Annotated in this window: 23 protein-coding genes; 15 read left to right on the top strand and 8 right to left on the bottom strand. The window is 55.9% G+C overall.

Annotation, left to right across the window (positions count from 1 at the left end; all coding sequences use genetic code 11):
* The 13 genes from ACW14G_RS19135 to rcsA form a co-directional block, all read left to right on the top strand.
* Positions 1–300 (top strand): FliG C-terminal domain-containing protein (locus ACW14G_RS19135; protein ID WP_455648727.1); only part of this gene is annotated, 300 nt, incomplete at its 5' end.
* Positions 293–991, top strand: a complete 699-nt coding sequence (gene fliH, locus ACW14G_RS19130) for a flagellar assembly protein FliH (protein WP_249023079.1) — start codon at positions 293–295, stop codon at positions 989–991. The genes ACW14G_RS19135 and fliH, both read left to right, overlap by 8 nt.
* Positions 991–2,361, top strand: coding sequence for a flagellar protein export ATPase FliI (gene fliI / locus ACW14G_RS19125; protein WP_163448967.1), 1,371 nt, complete (start codon positions 991–993; stop codon positions 2,359–2,361). The genes fliH and fliI overlap by 1 nt, the downstream gene beginning before the upstream one ends.
* Before the next feature lie 21 nt (positions 2,362–2,382).
* Entirely contained in the window at positions 2,383–2,826 is a 444-nt protein-coding gene (gene fliJ / locus ACW14G_RS19120; protein WP_064544537.1) for a flagellar export protein FliJ, read from the top strand.
* Positions 2,823–4,016 (top strand): flagellar hook-length control protein FliK, encoded by a 1,194-nt coding sequence (locus ACW14G_RS19115; RefSeq protein ID WP_249023078.1) that lies wholly within the window; start codon positions 2,823–2,825, stop codon positions 4,014–4,016. Before fliJ ends, ACW14G_RS19115 begins: the two co-directional genes overlap by 4 nt.
* 104 nt (positions 4,017–4,120) lie before the next feature.
* Positions 4,121–4,588: a flagellar basal body-associated protein FliL gene (gene fliL / locus ACW14G_RS19110; protein WP_163448957.1), complete on the top strand. Its 468-nt coding sequence runs from the start codon at positions 4,121–4,123 to the stop codon at positions 4,586–4,588.
* A gap of 4 nt (positions 4,589–4,592) precedes the next feature.
* The gene (gene fliM, locus ACW14G_RS19105) at positions 4,593–5,597 is read left to right on the top strand and encodes a flagellar motor switch protein FliM (protein WP_064544532.1); all 1,005 of its coding nucleotides are present in this window, start codon (positions 4,593–4,595) and stop codon (positions 5,595–5,597) included.
* Positions 5,594–6,007, top strand: a complete 414-nt coding sequence (fliN, locus tag ACW14G_RS19100) for a flagellar motor switch protein FliN (RefSeq protein WP_064544530.1) — start codon at positions 5,594–5,596, stop codon at positions 6,005–6,007. The genes fliM and fliN overlap by 4 nt, the downstream gene beginning before the upstream one ends.
* Before the next feature lies 1 nt (position 6,008).
* Entirely contained in the window at positions 6,009–6,446 is a 438-nt protein-coding gene (gene fliO / locus ACW14G_RS19095; protein WP_167575529.1) for a flagellar biosynthetic protein FliO, read from the top strand.
* Entirely contained in the window at positions 6,446–7,183 is a 738-nt protein-coding gene (gene fliP / locus ACW14G_RS19090) for a flagellar type III secretion system pore protein FliP (protein WP_163448955.1), read from the top strand. Before fliO ends, fliP begins: the two co-directional genes overlap by 1 nt.
* A 9-nt stretch (positions 7,184–7,192) precedes the next feature.
* The gene (fliQ, locus tag ACW14G_RS19085; RefSeq protein WP_062778154.1) at positions 7,193–7,462 is read left to right on the top strand and encodes a flagellar biosynthesis protein FliQ; all 270 of its coding nucleotides are present in this window, start codon (positions 7,193–7,195) and stop codon (positions 7,460–7,462) included.
* A 5-nt stretch (positions 7,463–7,467) separates the two neighbouring features.
* A complete protein-coding gene (fliR, locus tag ACW14G_RS19080) occupies positions 7,468–8,262 on the top strand; it encodes a flagellar biosynthetic protein FliR (RefSeq protein WP_163448954.1) in 795 nt (264 codons plus the stop codon).
* A gap of 278 nt (positions 8,263–8,540) precedes the next feature.
* A complete protein-coding gene (rcsA, locus tag ACW14G_RS19075; RefSeq protein WP_163448953.1) occupies positions 8,541–9,164 on the top strand; it encodes a transcriptional regulator RcsA in 624 nt (207 codons plus the stop codon).
* 48 nt (positions 9,165–9,212) lie between these two features.
* On the opposite strand, the gene dsrB is transcribed toward rcsA, so the two are convergent.
* On the bottom strand, positions 9,213–9,404 hold the full coding sequence (gene dsrB, locus ACW14G_RS19070) for a protein DsrB (RefSeq protein WP_064544524.1): 192 nt from the start codon (positions 9,402–9,404) through the stop codon (positions 9,213–9,215).
* 172 nt (positions 9,405–9,576) lie between these two features.
* Here dsrB and ACW14G_RS19065 point away from each other — a divergent pair, with 172 nt between their 5' ends.
* Positions 9,577–9,783 (top strand): DUF2525 domain-containing protein, encoded by a 207-nt coding sequence (locus tag ACW14G_RS19065; protein WP_167575527.1) that lies wholly within the window; start codon positions 9,577–9,579, stop codon positions 9,781–9,783.
* A gap of 315 nt (positions 9,784–10,098) precedes the next feature.
* On the opposite strand, the gene dgcQ is transcribed toward ACW14G_RS19065, so the two are convergent.
* From dgcQ to ACW14G_RS19050, 3 genes are all read right to left on the bottom strand, one after another.
* Complete coding sequence (gene dgcQ, locus ACW14G_RS19060) at positions 10,099–11,802, bottom strand: cellulose biosynthesis regulator diguanylate cyclase DgcQ (protein WP_419057210.1); 1,704 nt, start codon at positions 11,800–11,802, stop codon at positions 10,099–10,101.
* Positions 11,803–11,947: 145 nt separating this feature from the next.
* Positions 11,948–12,130, bottom strand: a complete 183-nt coding sequence (locus ACW14G_RS19055; RefSeq protein ID WP_163448950.1) for a YodC family protein — start codon at positions 12,128–12,130, stop codon at positions 11,948–11,950.
* A gap of 77 nt (positions 12,131–12,207) precedes the next feature.
* Positions 12,208–13,119, bottom strand: coding sequence for a DUF808 family protein (locus ACW14G_RS19050; RefSeq protein WP_167575526.1), 912 nt, complete (start codon positions 13,117–13,119; stop codon positions 12,208–12,210).
* Between the two features lie 176 nt (positions 13,120–13,295).
* Here ACW14G_RS19050 and yedA point away from each other — a divergent pair, with 176 nt between their 5' ends.
* Complete coding sequence (yedA, locus tag ACW14G_RS19045; protein ID WP_167575525.1) at positions 13,296–14,222, top strand: drug/metabolite exporter YedA; 927 nt, start codon at positions 13,296–13,298, stop codon at positions 14,220–14,222.
* Here the strand turns inward: yedA and ACW14G_RS19040 are convergent.
* From ACW14G_RS19040 to drpB, 4 genes are read right to left on the bottom strand one after another with little or no spacing between them, the layout of a single operon-like run.
* On the bottom strand, positions 14,182–14,676 hold the full coding sequence (locus ACW14G_RS19040; RefSeq protein WP_163448948.1) for a very short patch repair endonuclease: 495 nt from the start codon (positions 14,674–14,676) through the stop codon (positions 14,182–14,184). The two genes, yedA and ACW14G_RS19040, sit on opposite strands and share 41 nt — an antisense overlap.
* A complete protein-coding gene (locus ACW14G_RS19035; RefSeq protein ID WP_249023076.1) occupies positions 14,657–16,078 on the bottom strand; it encodes a DNA cytosine methyltransferase in 1,422 nt (473 codons plus the stop codon). The genes ACW14G_RS19040 and ACW14G_RS19035 overlap by 20 nt, the downstream gene beginning before the upstream one ends.
* 54 nt (positions 16,079–16,132) lie before the next feature.
* Positions 16,133–16,840: a phosphohydrolase gene (locus ACW14G_RS19030; RefSeq protein ID WP_249023075.1), complete on the bottom strand. Its 708-nt coding sequence runs from the start codon at positions 16,838–16,840 to the stop codon at positions 16,133–16,135.
* A gap of 43 nt (positions 16,841–16,883) precedes the next feature.
* Positions 16,884–17,165, bottom strand: a complete 282-nt coding sequence (gene drpB / locus ACW14G_RS19025) for a cell division protein DrpB (RefSeq protein WP_163448945.1) — start codon at positions 17,163–17,165, stop codon at positions 16,884–16,886.
* Positions 17,166–17,415 lie beyond the last annotated feature (250 nt).

Genomic DNA, 17,415 nt, shown 5'->3' with positions numbered 1-17,415 from the left:
ATGTTCCTGTTCGAAAACCTGGTCGAGGTCGACGATCGCAGCATCCAGCGCCTGCTGCAGGAAGTGGATTCCGAATCGTTGCTTATCGCACTCAAAGGTTCCGAGCCGCCGCTACGCGAGAAGTTCCTGCGCAATATGTCCCAGCGTGCTGCCGACATTCTGCGCGACGACCTCGCCAACCGTGGCCCGGTACGTCTGTCGCAGGTTGAGAACGAACAGAAAGCCATTCTGCTTATTGTGCGTCGTCTGGCCGAAACCGGCGAGATGGTGATTGGCAGCGGAGACGACACCTATGTCTGATACCACGCCGTGGAAAGTCTGGCAGCCTGACGATCTCTCGCCGCCGGAGGAGGTGGAGTTTACTCCCCTCACCCTCGACGAACCGGACGCCGTGCAGGAAGAAATTTCTGCCGAGCAGTTGCAGCAACAGCAGTTGGCTCAGCTACAGATCCAGGCTCATGAACAGGGCTATCAGGCCGGGCTGCGTGAAGGCCACGCGGCGGGTCAACAACAAGGTTATCAGGAAGGTCTGGCGCAGGGGCTCGAACAGGGCCTGGCACAAGCCAAACAGGATCAGGCCCCTATTCATGCCCGCATGCAGCAGCTGGCGAGCGAATTTCAGCACACCCTGGATACGCTCGACAGCGTGATCGCCTCACGTCTGATGCAGATGGCGCTGGAAGCCGCGCGACAGATTGTCGGCCAGATGCCGGTGGTCGATAACACCGCGCTGATCAAACAGATTCAATCGCTGCTGCAGCAAGAGCCGCTGTTCAGCGGCAAGCCGCAGCTGCGGGTCAGCCCGGAAGATTTACCGCGCGTCGAGGAGATGCTGGGCGCCACGCTGAATCTTCACGGCTGGCGGCTGCGCGGCGACCCAACGCTGCACCCCGGCGGCTGTAAGGTCTCCGCCGATGAGGGCGATCTCGACGCCAGCGTGGCCACGCGCTGGCAGGAACTGTGCCGCCTGGCGGCACCGGGAGCCTGCTAATGACCGTGCGCCTGACCCGCTGGCTGAACACGCTCGACAACTTTGAGGCCCGCATTGCCCAGCTTCCCGCCGTGCGCCGTTACGGCCGCCTGACCCGGGCCACCGGGCTGGTGCTGGAAGCCACCGGGCTGCAGTTGCCGCTTGGCGCAACCTGCATTATTGAGCGTCAACAGGGTACAGAGATGCAGGAAGTGGAAGCCGAAGTGGTCGGCTTCAACGGTCATCGCCTGTTTTTAATGCCGCTTGAAGAAGTTGAAGGCATTTTACCCGGCGCGCGGGTTTATGCCCGTAGCGCCGTCGGCGACGGACTGCAAAGCGGTAAACAGCTTCCGCTCGGCCCGGCGCTGCTTGGCCGCGTGCTCGACGGCAGCGGCAAACCGCTCGACGGCCTGCCCGCGCCGGATACCACGGAAACCGGCGCGCTGATCACGCCGCCGTTCAACCCACTCCAGCGTACGCCGATTGAGCACGTGCTGGATACCGGCGTGCGGCCAATCAATGCCCTGCTCACCGTCGGTCGCGGCCAGCGTATGGGGCTGTTTGCCGGCTCGGGCGTCGGTAAGAGCGTACTGCTCGGCATGATGGCGCGCTATACCCGCGCTGACGTCATCGTCGTCGGTCTTATCGGTGAGCGTGGTCGCGAGGTGAAAGATTTCATCGAGAATATTCTCGGCACCGAAGGCCGCGCACGTTCCGTGGTGATTGCCGCGCCCGCCGACGTTTCTCCTCTGCTGCGTATGCAGGGCGCCGCTTACGCCACCCGCGTGGCGGAAGATTTCCGCGATCGCGGACAGCATGTGCTGTTGATTATGGATTCGCTGACCCGTTACGCGATGGCGCAACGTGAAATTGCCCTGGCAATCGGCGAACCACCGGCCACCAAAGGCTACCCGCCTTCAGTCTTTGCCAAGCTGCCCGCGCTGGTTGAACGCGCCGGGAATGGCATCAGCGGCGGCGGTTCGATCACCGCGTTTTATACCGTGTTAACCGAAGGCGACGATCAGCAAGATCCGATCGCCGACTCCGCCCGCGCCATTCTCGACGGCCATATCGTGCTGTCGCGACGGCTGGCCGAGGCCGGTCATTACCCGGCAATTGATATTGAAGCCTCTATCAGCCGTGCCATGACCGCGCTGATTAGCGAGCAACACTACGCGCGAGTGCGCAATTTTAAACAGCTGCTTTCCAGTTTTCAGCGTAACCGCGACCTGATTAGCGTCGGCGCGTACGCCAAAGGCAGCGATCCGATGCTGGACAAAGCCATCACGCTCTGGCCGCACCTGGAAGCATTTTTACAGCAAGGCATTCTTGAAAAAGCAGACTGGGAATCATCAATCCAGGCGCTGGAATTGATTTTCCCAACGTCATAGTGAAGCAAGAGGATCACCAATATGGCGCAGCACGGTGCATTAGCAACGCTTAAAGAACTGGCAGAAACCGATGTCGACAACGCCGCCCTGGTGTTGGGCGAGATGCGACGCGGCTGCCAGCAGGCGGAAGAACAACTCAAAATGTTGATGGACTATCAGCTTGAATACCAGAACAGCCTGAATAACGACATGACGCAGGGGATCGCGAGCCTGCGCTGGCAAAACTACCAGCAGTTTATTCAGACACTGGAAAAAGCCATTGACCAGCATCGTCAGCAGCTTATTCAGTGGAACAACAAAGTCGAACAGGCGCTGAACTTCTGGCGCGAGAAAAAACAGCGCTTGCAGGCATGGCAAACGCTACAGGACCGGCAGGCCTCTGCGGAGCTGCTGGCGGAAAACCGTCTGGATCAGAAAAAGATGGATGAATTTGCCCAACGAGCAACCATGAGGAAACCAGAATGATCACTCTGCCTAACCTGGCCATCAGCGATGCAAGCCTCGCAGGGGCCGATACCGCAGCCAAAACCGCAGGCGGCGCCGAGGATTTTCTGGCTCTGCTGGCGGGTGCATTAACGCAAGCCGGCGATGCAACAAACGCGGGCAAAATCGCCCAACTATCCGGCGAGGACGCGGCGGCGCTGCGCGATGTCAAAGCGAAAGGTCAATCCATCACCGAATGGCTGGTACAGCAGGAAGCGACACGCGCCACCGCTGAGATTGGTGAAGCGACGGATATCAGCGAACAAAGCGATGCGCAGACGCTGCTCAGTTCGCTGGCGGCACACCTTAAAGGCGAAATAGCGTCAGGTAAGGATAAGCTCAGCGATAAAGAGAGCGACGAGGACAAACTCAGCGACGACGAACAGGGCAGCCTGAATGCGTTGATGGCCATGCTGCCCACGCCGCCGCAAGCCCCGCAGACGGCGGTGAACTCGACCGCCAGCGCCACCAGCGATACGCTGAACGCGTTAAACGCGCCACTCAAACGTGACTCAGCAAAAGCCGACGGTTTTATCGATGTGAAAAGCGCTCCGGCCTCGCAACCGCAAACCGATGCCCGTGCGCTATCCACCGACGCCGCCTTTGTGATCCCGGCGCAGAAAGCAGAAGCGGAAAGCACGCCAAGCCCAACCGCGCCAACGGCGACGGTGTCGCCGATTTCGCCACAGAGCAGCAGTTCACTGGCCGCCCCGATGGCCGCCAGCGCCAACGTCCATGCCCAGCTTGGTACTCCGGACTGGCAGCAGAACGTCAGCCAGCACATCACGCTGTTTACCCGTCAGGGCCAGCAAACCGCCGAACTGCGCCTGCACCCCGAGTCGTTAGGCCAGGTACACATTACGCTGAAGGTGGAAGATAACCTCGCGCAGATCCAAATGGCCTCGCCGCACAGCCACGTACGCGCGGCGTTGGAAGCCGCTCTGCCGGTGCTGCGCAGCCAACTGGAAGATAACGGAATCCAACTGGGCCAGAGCAATATCAGCAGCGATGGCTTTGCGGGCCAGCAACAGCAGCCCTCTTCCCAGCAATCGTTCGCCTCGCGCGCTGACGCCAACGCCAGCGATGCTCAGGACGACGCTGAGATGCTGGCCGTCCCTGCCGCCCTGCACGCCGCCTCTCGCGGCGATAACGCGGTAGATATCTTCGCTTAAACGCCAGAGGTAACACGATTATTCCCGTCTTTTCCACGCTTTGACCGGCGCGGGAGGCGGGATAATCATTGGATAAGCAGTAGTAAAAAGGAAGACCGCATCAGATGACTGACACCGCTATCAATAAAAAGAGCAAACGCTCGCTCTGGATCCCACTTTTGGTGCTGGTAACGCTCGCCGCCTGCGCCACAGCAGGTTACAGCTACTGGCGCATTGAGCATCAGAGCGCCCCGGCCGCGCCAAAAGAAGCGCCGCCGCCGGCCGCACCGGTCTTTTTCCCGCTGGATACCTTCACCGTCAACCTGGGCGATGCCGATCGCGTGCTGTACGTGGGCATCACGCTGCGCATGAAGTCCGAAGCTGACCGCGCCCGTCTGAACGACTATCTGCCGGAAGTGCGCAGCCGCATGCTGCTGCTGCTGTCGCGTCAGGATGCGACTAAACTGGCAACAGACGAAGGCAAAAAACAGCTCGCAAACGATATTAAAGAGACGCTGAGCGCGCCGTTAATTGCCGGTCAGCCGAAACAGAACGTTACCGACGTTCTGTACACTGCCTTTATTCTGCGGTAGAGCCATGGGCGACAGTATTCTTTCTCAGGCCGAAATCGATGCGCTGTTAAACGGCGACAGCGACAAATCAAGTGAACCGCTGGCGGGCGCGACGGGCGAAGATGACATTCGCCCCTACGACCCCAATACCCAGCGCCGCGTGGTCCGTGAGCGACTGCAGGCGCTGGAGATTATTAACGAGCGTTTCGCCCGCCACTTCCGTATGGGGTTATTCAACCTGCTGCGTCGTAGTCCGGACATTACCGTGGGGGCGATCCGCATTCAGCCCTACCACGAGTTTGCCCGTAACCTGCCGGTGCCGACCAACCTCAACCTGATTCACCTTAAGCCGCTGCGCGGTACCGGCCTGGTGGTGTTCTCGCCAAGCCTGGTGTTTATCGCGGTGGACAACCTGTTCGGCGGCGACGGTCGCTTCCCGACCAAGGTTGAGGGACGTGAATTCACCCATACCGAGCAGCGGGTGATTAACCGCATGCTCAAGCTGGCGCTGGAAGGCTATAGCGATGCCTGGAAAGCGATTAACCCGCTGGAGGTGGAGTACGTCCGTTCGGAGATGCAGGTGAAGTTCACCAACATTACCACCTCACCGAACGATATCGTGGTGAACACGCCATTCCACGTGGAAATCGGCAACCTGACCGGTGAATTTAACATTTGTCTGCCGTTCAGCATGATTGAACCGCTGCGCGAACTGCTGGTCAACCCGCCGCTGGAAAACTCACGTCACGAGGACCAAAACTGGCGCGAGAACCTGGTACGCCAGGTGCAGCATTCCGAGCTGGAACTGGTGGCGAATTTCGCCGATATCTCGCTGCGTTTGTCACAAATACTCAAACTTAAACCCGGTGACGTTCTGCCGATTGACAAGCCAGACCGCATTATTGCTCACGTCGACGGCGTACCGGTGTTAACCAGCCAGTACGGCACCGTGAACGGCCAGTATGCGCTGCGCGTAGAACATTTGATCAACCCGATTTTGAATTCGCTGAACGAGGAACAGCCCAAATGAGTGATATGAATACTCCACCCGATGACAACAGCGGATCCGTGGACGATCTGTGGGCTGAAGCGCTGAACGAGCAAAAATCCACCTCCGGTAAAAGCGCCGCCGACGCGGTCTTCCAACAGTTGGGCGGCGGTGATGTCAGCGGTACGTTGCAGGATATCGACCTGATTATGGATATCCCGGTCAAGCTGACCGTGGAGTTAGGCCGCACGCGCATGACCATCAAAGAGCTGCTGCGTCTGACGCAAGGTTCGGTGGTGGCGCTGGACGGTCTGGCCGGTGAACCGCTGGATATTCTGATTAACGGCTATTTGATAGCGCAAGGTGAAGTGGTGGTGGTTGCCGATAAATACGGCGTTCGCATTACCGACATCATCACGCCGTCAGAGCGCATGCGCCGTCTGAGCCGCTGATATGAGCGCAACCCACTCCGCGCCTGTAGTAACACCATCGCACGCTGCGCCGGCGAGCCACACCACCACGCCGGTGACGGTGGCGCACGCCAATGAACCGACGACTTCACCGCTGATTCAGGTGAGCGGCGCACTACTGGGCATTATCGTGCTGATTCTGGCCGCCGCGTGGGTCATTAAACGCGTTCTGCCCGGTACGGTGCAGGGCCGAAGCAGCAGCGGCCTGAAGGTGAGCGCCAGCGCATCGTTAGGGGCGCGTGAGCGGGTGGTGATTGTGAACGTCGAGGATGCGCGGCTGGTGCTGGGCGTCACCGCCCAGCAGGTAACGCTGCTGCATACCCTGCCGCCAGCGCCGCCGGAAAACCCGCCGCCGCAGGCTAACGCGCCGGAATTTGCTTCACTGATGAAAAACATGCTTAAGCGTCCCGGGAGATCCTGATGCGCCGTATTTATTCCCTCGCGCTGGGCGGGCTGCTATTGCTCTCGCCTTCCGCCTTTGCTCAGCTTCCGGGTTTAATCAGCCAGCCGCTGGCCAACGGCGGGCAGAGCTGGTCGTTGCCGATCCAAACGCTGGTGTTTATCACCTCGCTGACCTTTATCCCGGCGATTTTGCTCATGATGACCAGCTTTACGCGCATCATCATCGTCTTCGGCCTGCTCCGCAGCGCGCTGGGTACGCCGTCCGCGCCGCCTAACCAGGTGCTGCTGGGGCTGGCGCTGTTTCTCACCTTTTTTATTATGTCGCCGGTGATTGATAAAGTTTATACCGACGCGTATCAGCCGTTTAGCGAAGATAAAATCACCATGCAGGAGGCGTTAGATAAAGGCGCGCAACCGCTGCGTGAATTTATGCTGCGCCAGACACGCGAAGCCGACCTGGCGCTGTTTGCCCGGCTGGCCAACAGCGCACCGATTCAAGGCCCGGAAGCCGTGCCGATGCGTATTCTGCTGCCCGCCTACGTCACCAGCGAGCTAAAAACCGCTTTCCAGATTGGCTTCACTATTTTTATACCGTTTCTGATTATCGACCTGGTCATTGCCAGTGTGCTGATGGCGCTGGGGATGATGATGGTACCGCCCGCGACCATTGCCCTGCCCTTCAAGCTGATGCTGTTTGTGTTGGTCGATGGCTGGCAGTTATTGGTCGGTTCGTTGGCGCAGAGTTTTTACAGTTAAGGAGTACCCATGACCCCTGAATCCGTCATGATGATGGGCACCGAGGCGATGAAAGTGGCGCTGGCTCTGGCGGCGCCGCTGCTTTTGGTCTCGCTGGTCACCGGTCTGATTATCAGTATTCTGCAAGCGGCCACGCAGATTAACGAAATGACGCTGTCGTTTATCCCCAAAATTATCGCCGTGTTTATCGCGATCATCGTCGCCGGGCCGTGGATGCTGAATCTGCTGCTTGACTACGTACGCACGTTGTTCAGCAACCTGCCCTACATCATCGGTTAAGCATTATGCTTCACATGACCAGCGACCAGTGGGTTTCATGGCTCGGGCTCTACTTCTGGCCGTTGCTGCGCGTGCTGGCGCTGATCACCACCGCGCCGATACTCAGTGAACGCTCTGTGCCTAAACGGGTGAAAGTCGGTTTGGGGATTATTATCACCTTCGTCATTGCCCCTTCGCTGCCGCCGGTCGATGTGCCGATTTTTTCCGCCAATGCGCTCTGGCTGGCGTTACAACAAATTCTCATCGGCATCGCGCTGGGCTTTACGATGCAGTTTGCCTTTGCCGCCGTACGAACCTGCGGCGAGATTGTGGGCCTGCAAATGGGTCTCTCGTTCGCGACCTTTGTCGATCCGGGCAGCAATCTCAACATGCCGGTACTGGCGCGCATTCTCGATATGCTGGCCATGCTGCTGTTCCTGGTCTTCAACGGCCATCTGTGGCTGATTTCACTGCTGGTCGACACCTTCCACACGTTGCCTATCGGCGGTGAGCCCATTAACAGCAATGCGTTTCTCGCGCTCGCCCGGGCGGGCGGCATGATTTTCCTCAACGGTCTCATGCTTGCGCTGCCGATCATTACCCTACTGCTGACCGTTAACCTGGCGCTCGGGATGCTAAACCGCATGACCCCGCAGCTGTCGGTGTTTGTTATCGGCTTCCCCATCACCCTGACCGTCGGCATTATGCTGATGGCGGCGTTAATGCCATTAGTGGCCCCCTTCTGTGAACACTTATTTAGCGAAATATTTGATCTATTAGCTGATATTATCAGTGAGTTACCACGTATAAATTCTCCATAGTACCCTCCAGGTTATTATGAGGAAATTCCTAAAGTAAATTTGCAAAAACATCTACCAGCATATCGCTGGCGCGGGTTATTTGTTTTTACGTCTTTCACATAACCTAACATTTACTTTACTTTGAGATGATTCCTGGCAAATTATACGTAACTTTACGGGATAGTTGATGCCGCCTGATCGTCTTCATTCTCAATTTTTTATTTTCATTAGGTTCGCTGCGACGATGAAGTTCGAGGGTAATGGGTTAATTATCGTTACGCATTGAGTGAGGGTATGCCATGTCAACGATTATTATGGATCTATGCAGTTATACGCGGCTAGGGTTAACCGGATACCTGGCCAGTCGTGGAGTGAAGAAACGAGATATTGACAATGTTGAGAGCGTAGAAGCACTTACAGAAGTTTGCGCGACTCGTCATCCATCTGTCGTGTTCATTAATGAGGACTGCTTCATCCACGATGTGCAGAGTAGCTTGCATATCAAGCAGATCATTAATCAACATCCCAGGACTTTGTTCATTGTTTTTATGGCTATTGCCAATATTCATTTTGACGAATACCTGATGGTGCGGAGTAATCTGCTAATAAGTTCCAAATCGATAAAACCGGAAACCCTGGATAGCATTCTGGGGAATTATCTGAAAAAAGAAAAATCAGACGTAAAGCAAACTAATATGTCTACTCTGTCATTAAGCAGGACAGAATCAAGCATGCTGAAAATGTGGATGTCGGGACAGGGAACGATTCAGATTTCCGATCAGATGAATATTAAAGCAAAAACCGTATCGTCACATAAGGGTAATATTAAGAAGAAAATAAAAACGCATAACAAACAGGTTATTTATCATGTTGTGCGCCTGGCGGAAAATGTCACCTCGGGCATTTTCGTCAATATGCGCTAGGATATCCAGGCAGGGAAACTGGCGGTAGGGCTACCGCCAGATGATCGATTACGATTCGCTTTTCTCAACAAAAATTCCATCAGGATGGCCCACTTCGTTGAAAAACCAGATCCCCAGCGGATAGTCTTCCAGCGCGACCAGATACATCGTCCCTTCATTGAACTGTTCAATGGCCAGCACCACTCCGGAGCGACGCGGCCCCCCATCGGTTTTGACCGTCACACGATCGTTAACTTGCATAAACGCCTCTCCTGATTGGTTTTTCCCAGTGTAGAACAAAATTGTCATGCTGACAGCGGCCTTGACAACCAACTGGCTAAATATCCACCAACAACAAAAATTGAGCAAAAAGTGAGCAACATTATACGACGCATGTATAATTATACAGGGCGCGGTAAAAAGGGTATCTGTGATGAAATCAGCGATCGATCCTCGTGACATCAACGTTGATGCGCTACTGGCAGCTATCAACGAAATCAGCGAAAGCGAAATCCACCGTTCGTCGAACGATCCACACCACGTGAGCGTCGACGGTCGTGAATACCATACCTGGCGAGAACTGGCGGAAGCTTTCGAGCTGGATGTTCACGACTTCAGCGTGACAGAAGTGACGCGTTGAAGGCAAAAAAATCCCGACACGTCTGCGTCGGGATCAACCTTGCCGAAGCAAGAAGCATTGAAATATTCGTTACATCAGGAAACCTGACGTGGTGAAACATTATCGTTGTTTATGTTGAATGACAAGAATTATTCACCTAATAAATATATATGACCTCTCCGTCACGCATTGTTTCTTCTTTTAAGAACATCGATATAAATCAATCAGATGGCAACTTCCTCTAACCGGAATCATTGATAATGTTTTGGGATTATTCTGATTACAATACTTATCCATAAGCTAAATTTATGATTTTCGCTGCTATGGTCTACGTAATCAGCCTTCCGCACACACCCGATTACGCCCGCCCTGTTTAGCCTGATACAGCCGACCGTCAGCGATCGACTGAAGGTGCTGGAAATCATAGCGCTGTAACTCTTCGCTACTGCACACTCCCAACGAAGCGCTCACCCGCAGCGTCTGATTGCGGCTGATGAGAATTTCACGGCTATAGATGCTCTCACGAATGCGTTCAGCGATAACCACCGCCTGTTCCAGCGATGTTTCCGGCAGCACGATACAGAACTCTTCGCCGCCGACGCGTCCGGCAATATCCGATTTGCGAATTTTATTGATAATCACCCGGCCAATATGGGTAAGCACCCGATCTCCGGCCTGATGACCATATTGATCGTTGATACGCTTGAAGTGGTCCAGATCCAGCTGAATCACCGACATCGGTGCCCCTCGCTGCTGGCTGACGGCAAGCGCTTTACCCGCTCGCTCAAACAGCGCGGCACGGTTATACAGCCGGGTCAACATATCGTGCCAGGCGCGCCATTCCAGCGAATCCTGCAGCGACGACATATTGCGTACCATGCGGCGGATGACGGCCCAGGAGATAAGCAGCATGGAGGTAAACAGTATCCACAAAAGGGTTAGCGCGATACTGATGCTGCCAAAGTCACCGCGGATCCCTTCTTCCAGGCTGTGAATGCGCAACAACACGCCGTCGAAATTGCGCAGTTTTTCCCAGCTGATGTAGCGGGAAAGCTGGCGCACGCTCCCCTCGTTATCGTGCTCGTAGGCATATGCCAGCTGCGCCTGAATCTCTTGCGAAAGCTGCGTGCGTTTTTGCGGCTCCTCTTCGGATGAAGCAATCAGATTCATTCGGCGATCGTAGAGCTGATATTCCCCCTCTTCCTCCCCTTCGACAGACTGCATCAGGAACTGGGTCATTTCGTTAACCGACAGCTGAATGGCCAACACGCCAAACCAGTAGTGATCGTAATCGAGCGGTACAGAGGCGGTGACCATCTGGGCTACCGGCACTTTATCGCGGTTGAAGCTGGTGTGCCATTTCACACCGCGCCCCGGGTTATCTCGCTGTGACTGCTGGATAAACCACGGGCTGGTCGCCAGGCTGTAATAGTATTCGGTGATGCCATTGCCCTGATTTTGTTCGGTGCTGAGGTAGAACCCGGCGCGCGAAACGTACAGCATATGGGTTTCAAAACGGGAAAGATGCTGACGCGTAATGGCAGAGAGGCGAAGCAAATAGCCCAGTTCAATGGCGGCCATAAACTCGTTGCCCAGCAGCGAGTTATCACGCGACAGGAGATTGGTATGTTTGACGAAGTTATCCGAGACGCCGTTCAGCGGCAACGTACGGTTGTTGTTTAGCGAGATCCGCCAGTCGGCGAACGCACGCTTGCGCTCAAACTCCTGCTCAGCGGTGCGCAACACTTCAAAGGCCAGAGGCACCTGAAGCGCGGACTCCATACCGTTGCGAAAAAACAGCAAGCGGTCAGTGTTGAACTGCAGCTGCGCGTCCATGTCGTTGGCGACGTTTTTCAGGTTATTGCGCTGGCTGGAGATATACGCATCCTCCAGCACGATGGTTTCGCGCCAGGTCAGCAACGTGGAGAAGAACAGCACCACCAGAAAGCAGATATTCACCACTCGTTCGGGGCTAACCCGACGCGTGAGCCGCGCCCACCATCCTGACGAAGCCGCCGTGGTGACGGTCAAGGGACGCACATTGGCCTCCTGATACTCACAGAACCATCCCACATCCCACTACTGCGTTGCTGAAAATTCATGCTGCTCCATTACACTGCTCTACGACAAAGAGCCCGATAAGATCGGGTCTAAAACGCCCGGCAAATGCCGGGCGTAAACACGGTTATGATGCCTGTTCTTGCTGATGGATGGCGCCGGGAATCAGCTCATCTTCACGGAATGCTTCCCGTTTGACGCCGAAACCATCATACCAACGACACTCCACCATACCGCTGGCATAACCGGTTACCACCATCCGCGGCCCACCGTTTTTGGGCCGGACTTCATCACTGACCAAAAAGACCATTATTGCCTCCGGTATCAGGGTGAAACAGTTTTACATTAGCCTGGTCACGCCCTCTTTGCGTAGCGGAATTGGATTATTTATGCCGACTTTTTACGCAAACGGGCAATGAGATTCACCGCGGCCAACACCACGGCGCCAATGATAAATCCCAGTACCAGATTTGCCAGCGTTGGCAACGCCATGGCCAACCACGCCGACTGCTGCTGGGCAAAACCTTCAATGGCATGGTGCAATGGCGCTACGCCGTGAACCACAATGCCGCCGCCCACCAGAAACATCGCCAGCGTTCCCACCACCGAGAGCGTTTTCATCAGCCACGGCGCTACCACCAGCAGGCCTTTGCCCAGCCCTTGCGCCAGCACGCTGCGCTTCTCGGCCAGCCAGTAACCCATATCATCCAGCTTGACGATCACCCCGACAATGCCGTAGACGCCCACGGTCACCAACAGCGCGATGCCGGATAGAATCAGTACCTGATTGAGCAACGGCGCTTGCGCCACAATGCCCAACGTAATTGCCACAATTTCCGCCGACAGAATAAAGTCGGTACGAATCGCCCCTTTGACTTTATCGCGCTCATAGATAGCCGGATCCTGCTGCGCAATCGTCTCCAGACGCTTCTGACGGGCAGCTTCATCGCCCTTGTGCTTACGCGCATGCAGGCTATGCAGCACCTTCTCCACGCCTTCAAAGCACAGATAGGCCCCGCCGATCATCAGCAACGGCGTCACCGCCCAGGGGATAAAGGCGCTGATCAGCAGCGCCAGCGGTACCAGAATCACCTTATTGAGCAGCGACCCCTTGGCCACGCTCCACACCACTGGCAATTCGCGGTTAGCGCGCACGCCTGACACCTGCTGGGCATTCAGCGATAAATCATCGCCCAGCACACCGGCGGTTTTTTTCGCCGCCAGTTTGCCCATCATCGAGATATCGTCGAGTAAAGTCGCGATATCATCTAATAAGGTTAATAAACTACTTCCCGCCACAAGCGACATCCTTCCTTTTTGTTATTGAGAGTAAAGTATGAAGCAAAATAGCGCGGGGTGTAAGAGATACATATTTATAACATAAAAATAACATCAACCCCTTAATTAAAGCACTCGCCAGCGAACTCGTTTTCGCGTTTACTATCAGCCTGCTTGCTATTTTGCCGTGAGGAAGTATGCGTATTAAACAACTGTTACCCCTGGTTGGCGCGCTGTTCGCGCTGTATATCATCTGGGGGTCGACCTATTTTGCCATCAGCATTGGCGTTGCCAGCTGGCCCCCGCTGATGATGGCGGGCGTGCGCTTCCTGTCGGCGGGCGTGGTGCTGATGATGTATCTGCTGGCGACCGGACATCGGCTGCCGCCGCGTGGGCCGCTGCTCAACGCGGCGCTGATTGGCGTACTGCTGCTGGCCGTGGGGAACGGCATGGTGACGGTGGCGGAACATCAGCATGTGCCTTCGGGGATTGCCGCCGTCATGGTGGCGACCGTACCGCTGTTCACCTTGTGCTTTAGCCGCTTTTTCGGCATCGCCACCCGTAAGCTGGAATGGCTGGGGATCGCCATCGGTCTGGCGGGCATCGTGCTGTTAAACAGCGGCGGCAACCTTAGCGGCAACCCGTGGGGAGCGCTGCTGATTCTGATTGGTTCGCTGAGCTGGGCGTTTGGTTCGGTGTATGGATCACGTATCACGCTGCCAACCGGCATGATGGCCGGGGCAATTGAAATGCTGGCCGCCGGTATTGTGTTGATGCTGGCCTCGCTGCTCAGCGGTGAACGCTTGACGACGTTACCGGATCTGCACGGTTTTCTGGCGGTAGGTTACCTGGCGATTTTCGGTTCTATCATCGCCATTAATGCCTATATGTATCTGATTCGTAATGTTACCCCCGCCGTGGCCACCAGCTACGCTTACGTCAACCCGGTGGTCGCCGTGCTGTTGGGCACCGGTTTTAATGGCGAGCATCTCTCTGCGACTGAGTGGCTGGCGCTGGCGATTATCATTGCGGCGGTTGTCCTGGTGACCTTAGGCAAATACCTGTTCCCGGCGAAAGCGTCGGCTACTCCCTGCCCGACGAAGAAAGCAGGTTTAGATTCGTGATCCCCTGAATCCCGATCTGCGCGCTGCCTTCGCCGCCGCAGATCCACTCCTCCAGCCGTTCGCTCAGCGCGCTATCGCTTAGCTTCTGTCGTCCGCGTAGCGCGCACTCCCATACCACCAGCACTCGCCAGCCCTGTTCGACCAGCAGGCCGATATCCCGTCGATCGCGAGCGGCATTAGCGCCAATTTTCGCCAGCCAGAACTCGGTTCGCGTGGCGGGCACATTAAACAAATAGCAATCGTGTTGATGCCAGAAACAGCCGTGGGTAAAAATGACGCAACGATAGTCGTCGAGCGTAAAATCTGGCCGCCCCGGCAAACGCGTGTCCTGAGCCCGCCAGCGCAGGCCCAACTGCTCGAGCAAGGACGCCATCCTTTTTTCAATGGCGGTATTCTGCGTACCGATAGCACGCATATTTTTGCTGCGAGTGGCCTTATCGTGAACGTCCGCCATTCTTCTTCTCCGCATCCCGCTTTTGTACCGCTTGCAGGATACGCGACTCCAGCAGCCTGGCCACGGCGGCAAATACCGGCACGATCACCGAGTTACCAAACTGGCGATAGGCCTGGGTATCCGAGACCGGAATGCGAAAGCGGTAGCCCTGCGGCGATTCAAAGCCCATCAACCGCGCGCACTCGCGCGGCGTCAGGCGACGCGGTCGACGTAACTGATTCTGTGGATCGTCAAAATTTTTTTCGCCCAGCGCGCGATCCCAGCCGCGATCGATGAGGATCTCCGCGCCGTCTTTGTAATAGCGTGCCGACAACGTACGCGCCACGCTGCTGGCTCGCGTTGGGTCAACCAGGCCATAACCGAATCCGTTGCCCTTTTCCTGATGCTTACGCGCATAGCGATAGAGGTACTTCCACAGCACTGGCGTCAGGATAAATTTGGCATCGACATTCGGCTCTAACAGCTCGCCAAACGTCGGACGACGCGCAGGGTAAAGCGCGGGAATATCGCGCAGGGTGAAGCCCTGATGCAGGCCTAAATCCCGGCGGAAGCCAACCAGCACAATACGTTCGCGGTGCTGCGGCAAGAAGTGCTGACCATCGATAATCTTCGGATCATCGGCCCCCATATCCGCAGCATCGGCAACTTCATAGCCCAGCTCGTCCAGGGTTTGCATGATAATGCGGAAGGTTTTCCCACCATCGTGACTCTTGAGATTCTTGACGTTTTCCAGCACAAAGATGGGCGGCCTGCGTGCGTCAATAATTCGTACTACGTCAAAAAACAGCGTGCCTTGCGTATCACAGGCAAACCCGTGCGCACGGCCCAGGGCATTTTTTTTCGATACTCCGGCAAGCGAAAACGGCTGGCAGGGAAAGCCTGCGAGCAGAACATCATGTTGCGGAATGCATTGGCGAATATGCGCCTGCGCCTCAGCGTCGCTGACGTCGGTGCGAGCACTGAGCGTGACATCGCGAATGTCGGCGTTGAACTGGTGCTCATGCGGATCGCAGTACCAGTTCGCCTTATAGGTACGCACCGCATGTTTGTTCCACTCGCTGGTGAACACGCACTGGCCGCCAATCGCCTCAAAGCCATTGCGTATTCCGCCAATACCGGCAAAAAGGTCGACAAAGCGGAATGCATAATGCGGATGATGAGCGGGCGGCTTCGGCAGCAACCCAGCAAGATGCGCCTGCTCGTTTTCGCTGAGTCGGGTATTGGCACGCCCCAACGTGACGACACGTTTAACAATAGCCGGGCTCCAGTGCTGTTCCCCTACGGCAACCAGCTCGGCGACAACGGTCTTAAGATCGTAAATCTCCAGGATATGCTCCAGCAGCGCCTGAGCGTCCGGCTCGTCGGGTAACGCTACCTCGTTTGATAAGACTCGTTGTTGCATAAATTTGACCAGATACAGAAAAGGAAAAAGAAAGCGCAAATAAAGGCGAGATTATCACAGTTTGCTGGATTCTTGTGGCGCGAATCGCCGCAGCACATCCGCATCCAGCGACAGCGCGTCGCCCGCCAGTTCGGCGCTCAGTTTTGCCATAAAGTGCACCAGGAAATCAGCATTCTTTTGCGCTAATTCCCGCCCTTTCTCAGTTTGCATCGTCGCAGGCAGGCGCAGCAGTTTGGTCTGGAAATGGTCCAGCGCGTAGGTTTTGTCATCTAACGGCCGGCGATCGGCAAAGGGATCGTCAGCATCGAACAGCGCCGTATTCATCGAACCCGAGACAGCAAACACGCGAGCCAGCCCGATGGCACCCAGCGCCTCAAGCCGGTCGGCATCCTGGACAATTCGCGCTTCTTCCGTTTGCGGTGGGATCCTTGCGCTGAAGCTGTGCGCCGCTATCGCATGAGCGACAGCGCTATAACGTTCGCTGGGGAAATGGGGGAAATCGCGGCGCAGAACGTCTAAAGTTCGCTGCGCCGCCAGCTGTGAGGATTGCGCACGATCAGGGTGATTTTTCGGTAGACTCACCAGGTCGTGAAAATAACTGGCCAGCAGAATGACGAGCAAATCGACCGGCCGCCCTTCTGCTATCTGCCGGGCGGTATGCCACACCCGGCGAAAATGGGCGATATCATGTGAAGCATCGCCGTGAAACTCATGTTGTTCAAACCAGAACTCAACGTCCTGCTGCCATGCGGTTAAATCCATTTTGGGTGTCGCCTGAGTGAATATTTCACCCAGCATAGCAAGATTACAGGCGTTCTTCCTGCCCGTAGCGACGAGGGCGCGTATACCACGCAATGCCGCCCAGCAGCCCGCCGACAATGCTCAGAACCAGAAAGCCCAACAACGCGCCAAGCCATTTACCGCTGGTCGAGCCCATTTCCCCCTCAAGGGTGGCGCCGGGAATGCTCTGCACATCGCTGATGACCCAAATATAATGACCCATTGCCCAGATAAAGTAGCCGCAAAACGCGTAAAAGACCCACAGCGCCAGCTTACCGCCTGGTCCGCGGCTCGTCCTTTCTTCCATAAAAACACTCTCGTCATGCAATTCATTCAAACGGTCGTCACATTAATGATGTGACGCAAATCACATTATAACAATTTGCGTGCCGCGAGATAGTCTCCAGATCGACCTGTGGGCCACGAAGTGCCGCCACCTTGATCTCTGGCAAGTTTGCGCTGCCTGTGCCGCCATCGCTGTACCGTCGCACAGGGACAATCTCAGTATCTTTAATTGTTAATTGCCACTATTTATTCTGTTCCCATACAAAATAGTA

The sequence above is a fragment of the Kluyvera sp. genome (assembly GCF_965301105.1).
Note: the sequence above shows the minus strand (reverse complement) of the source record. Positions and strands in the feature narration are given on the sequence as shown.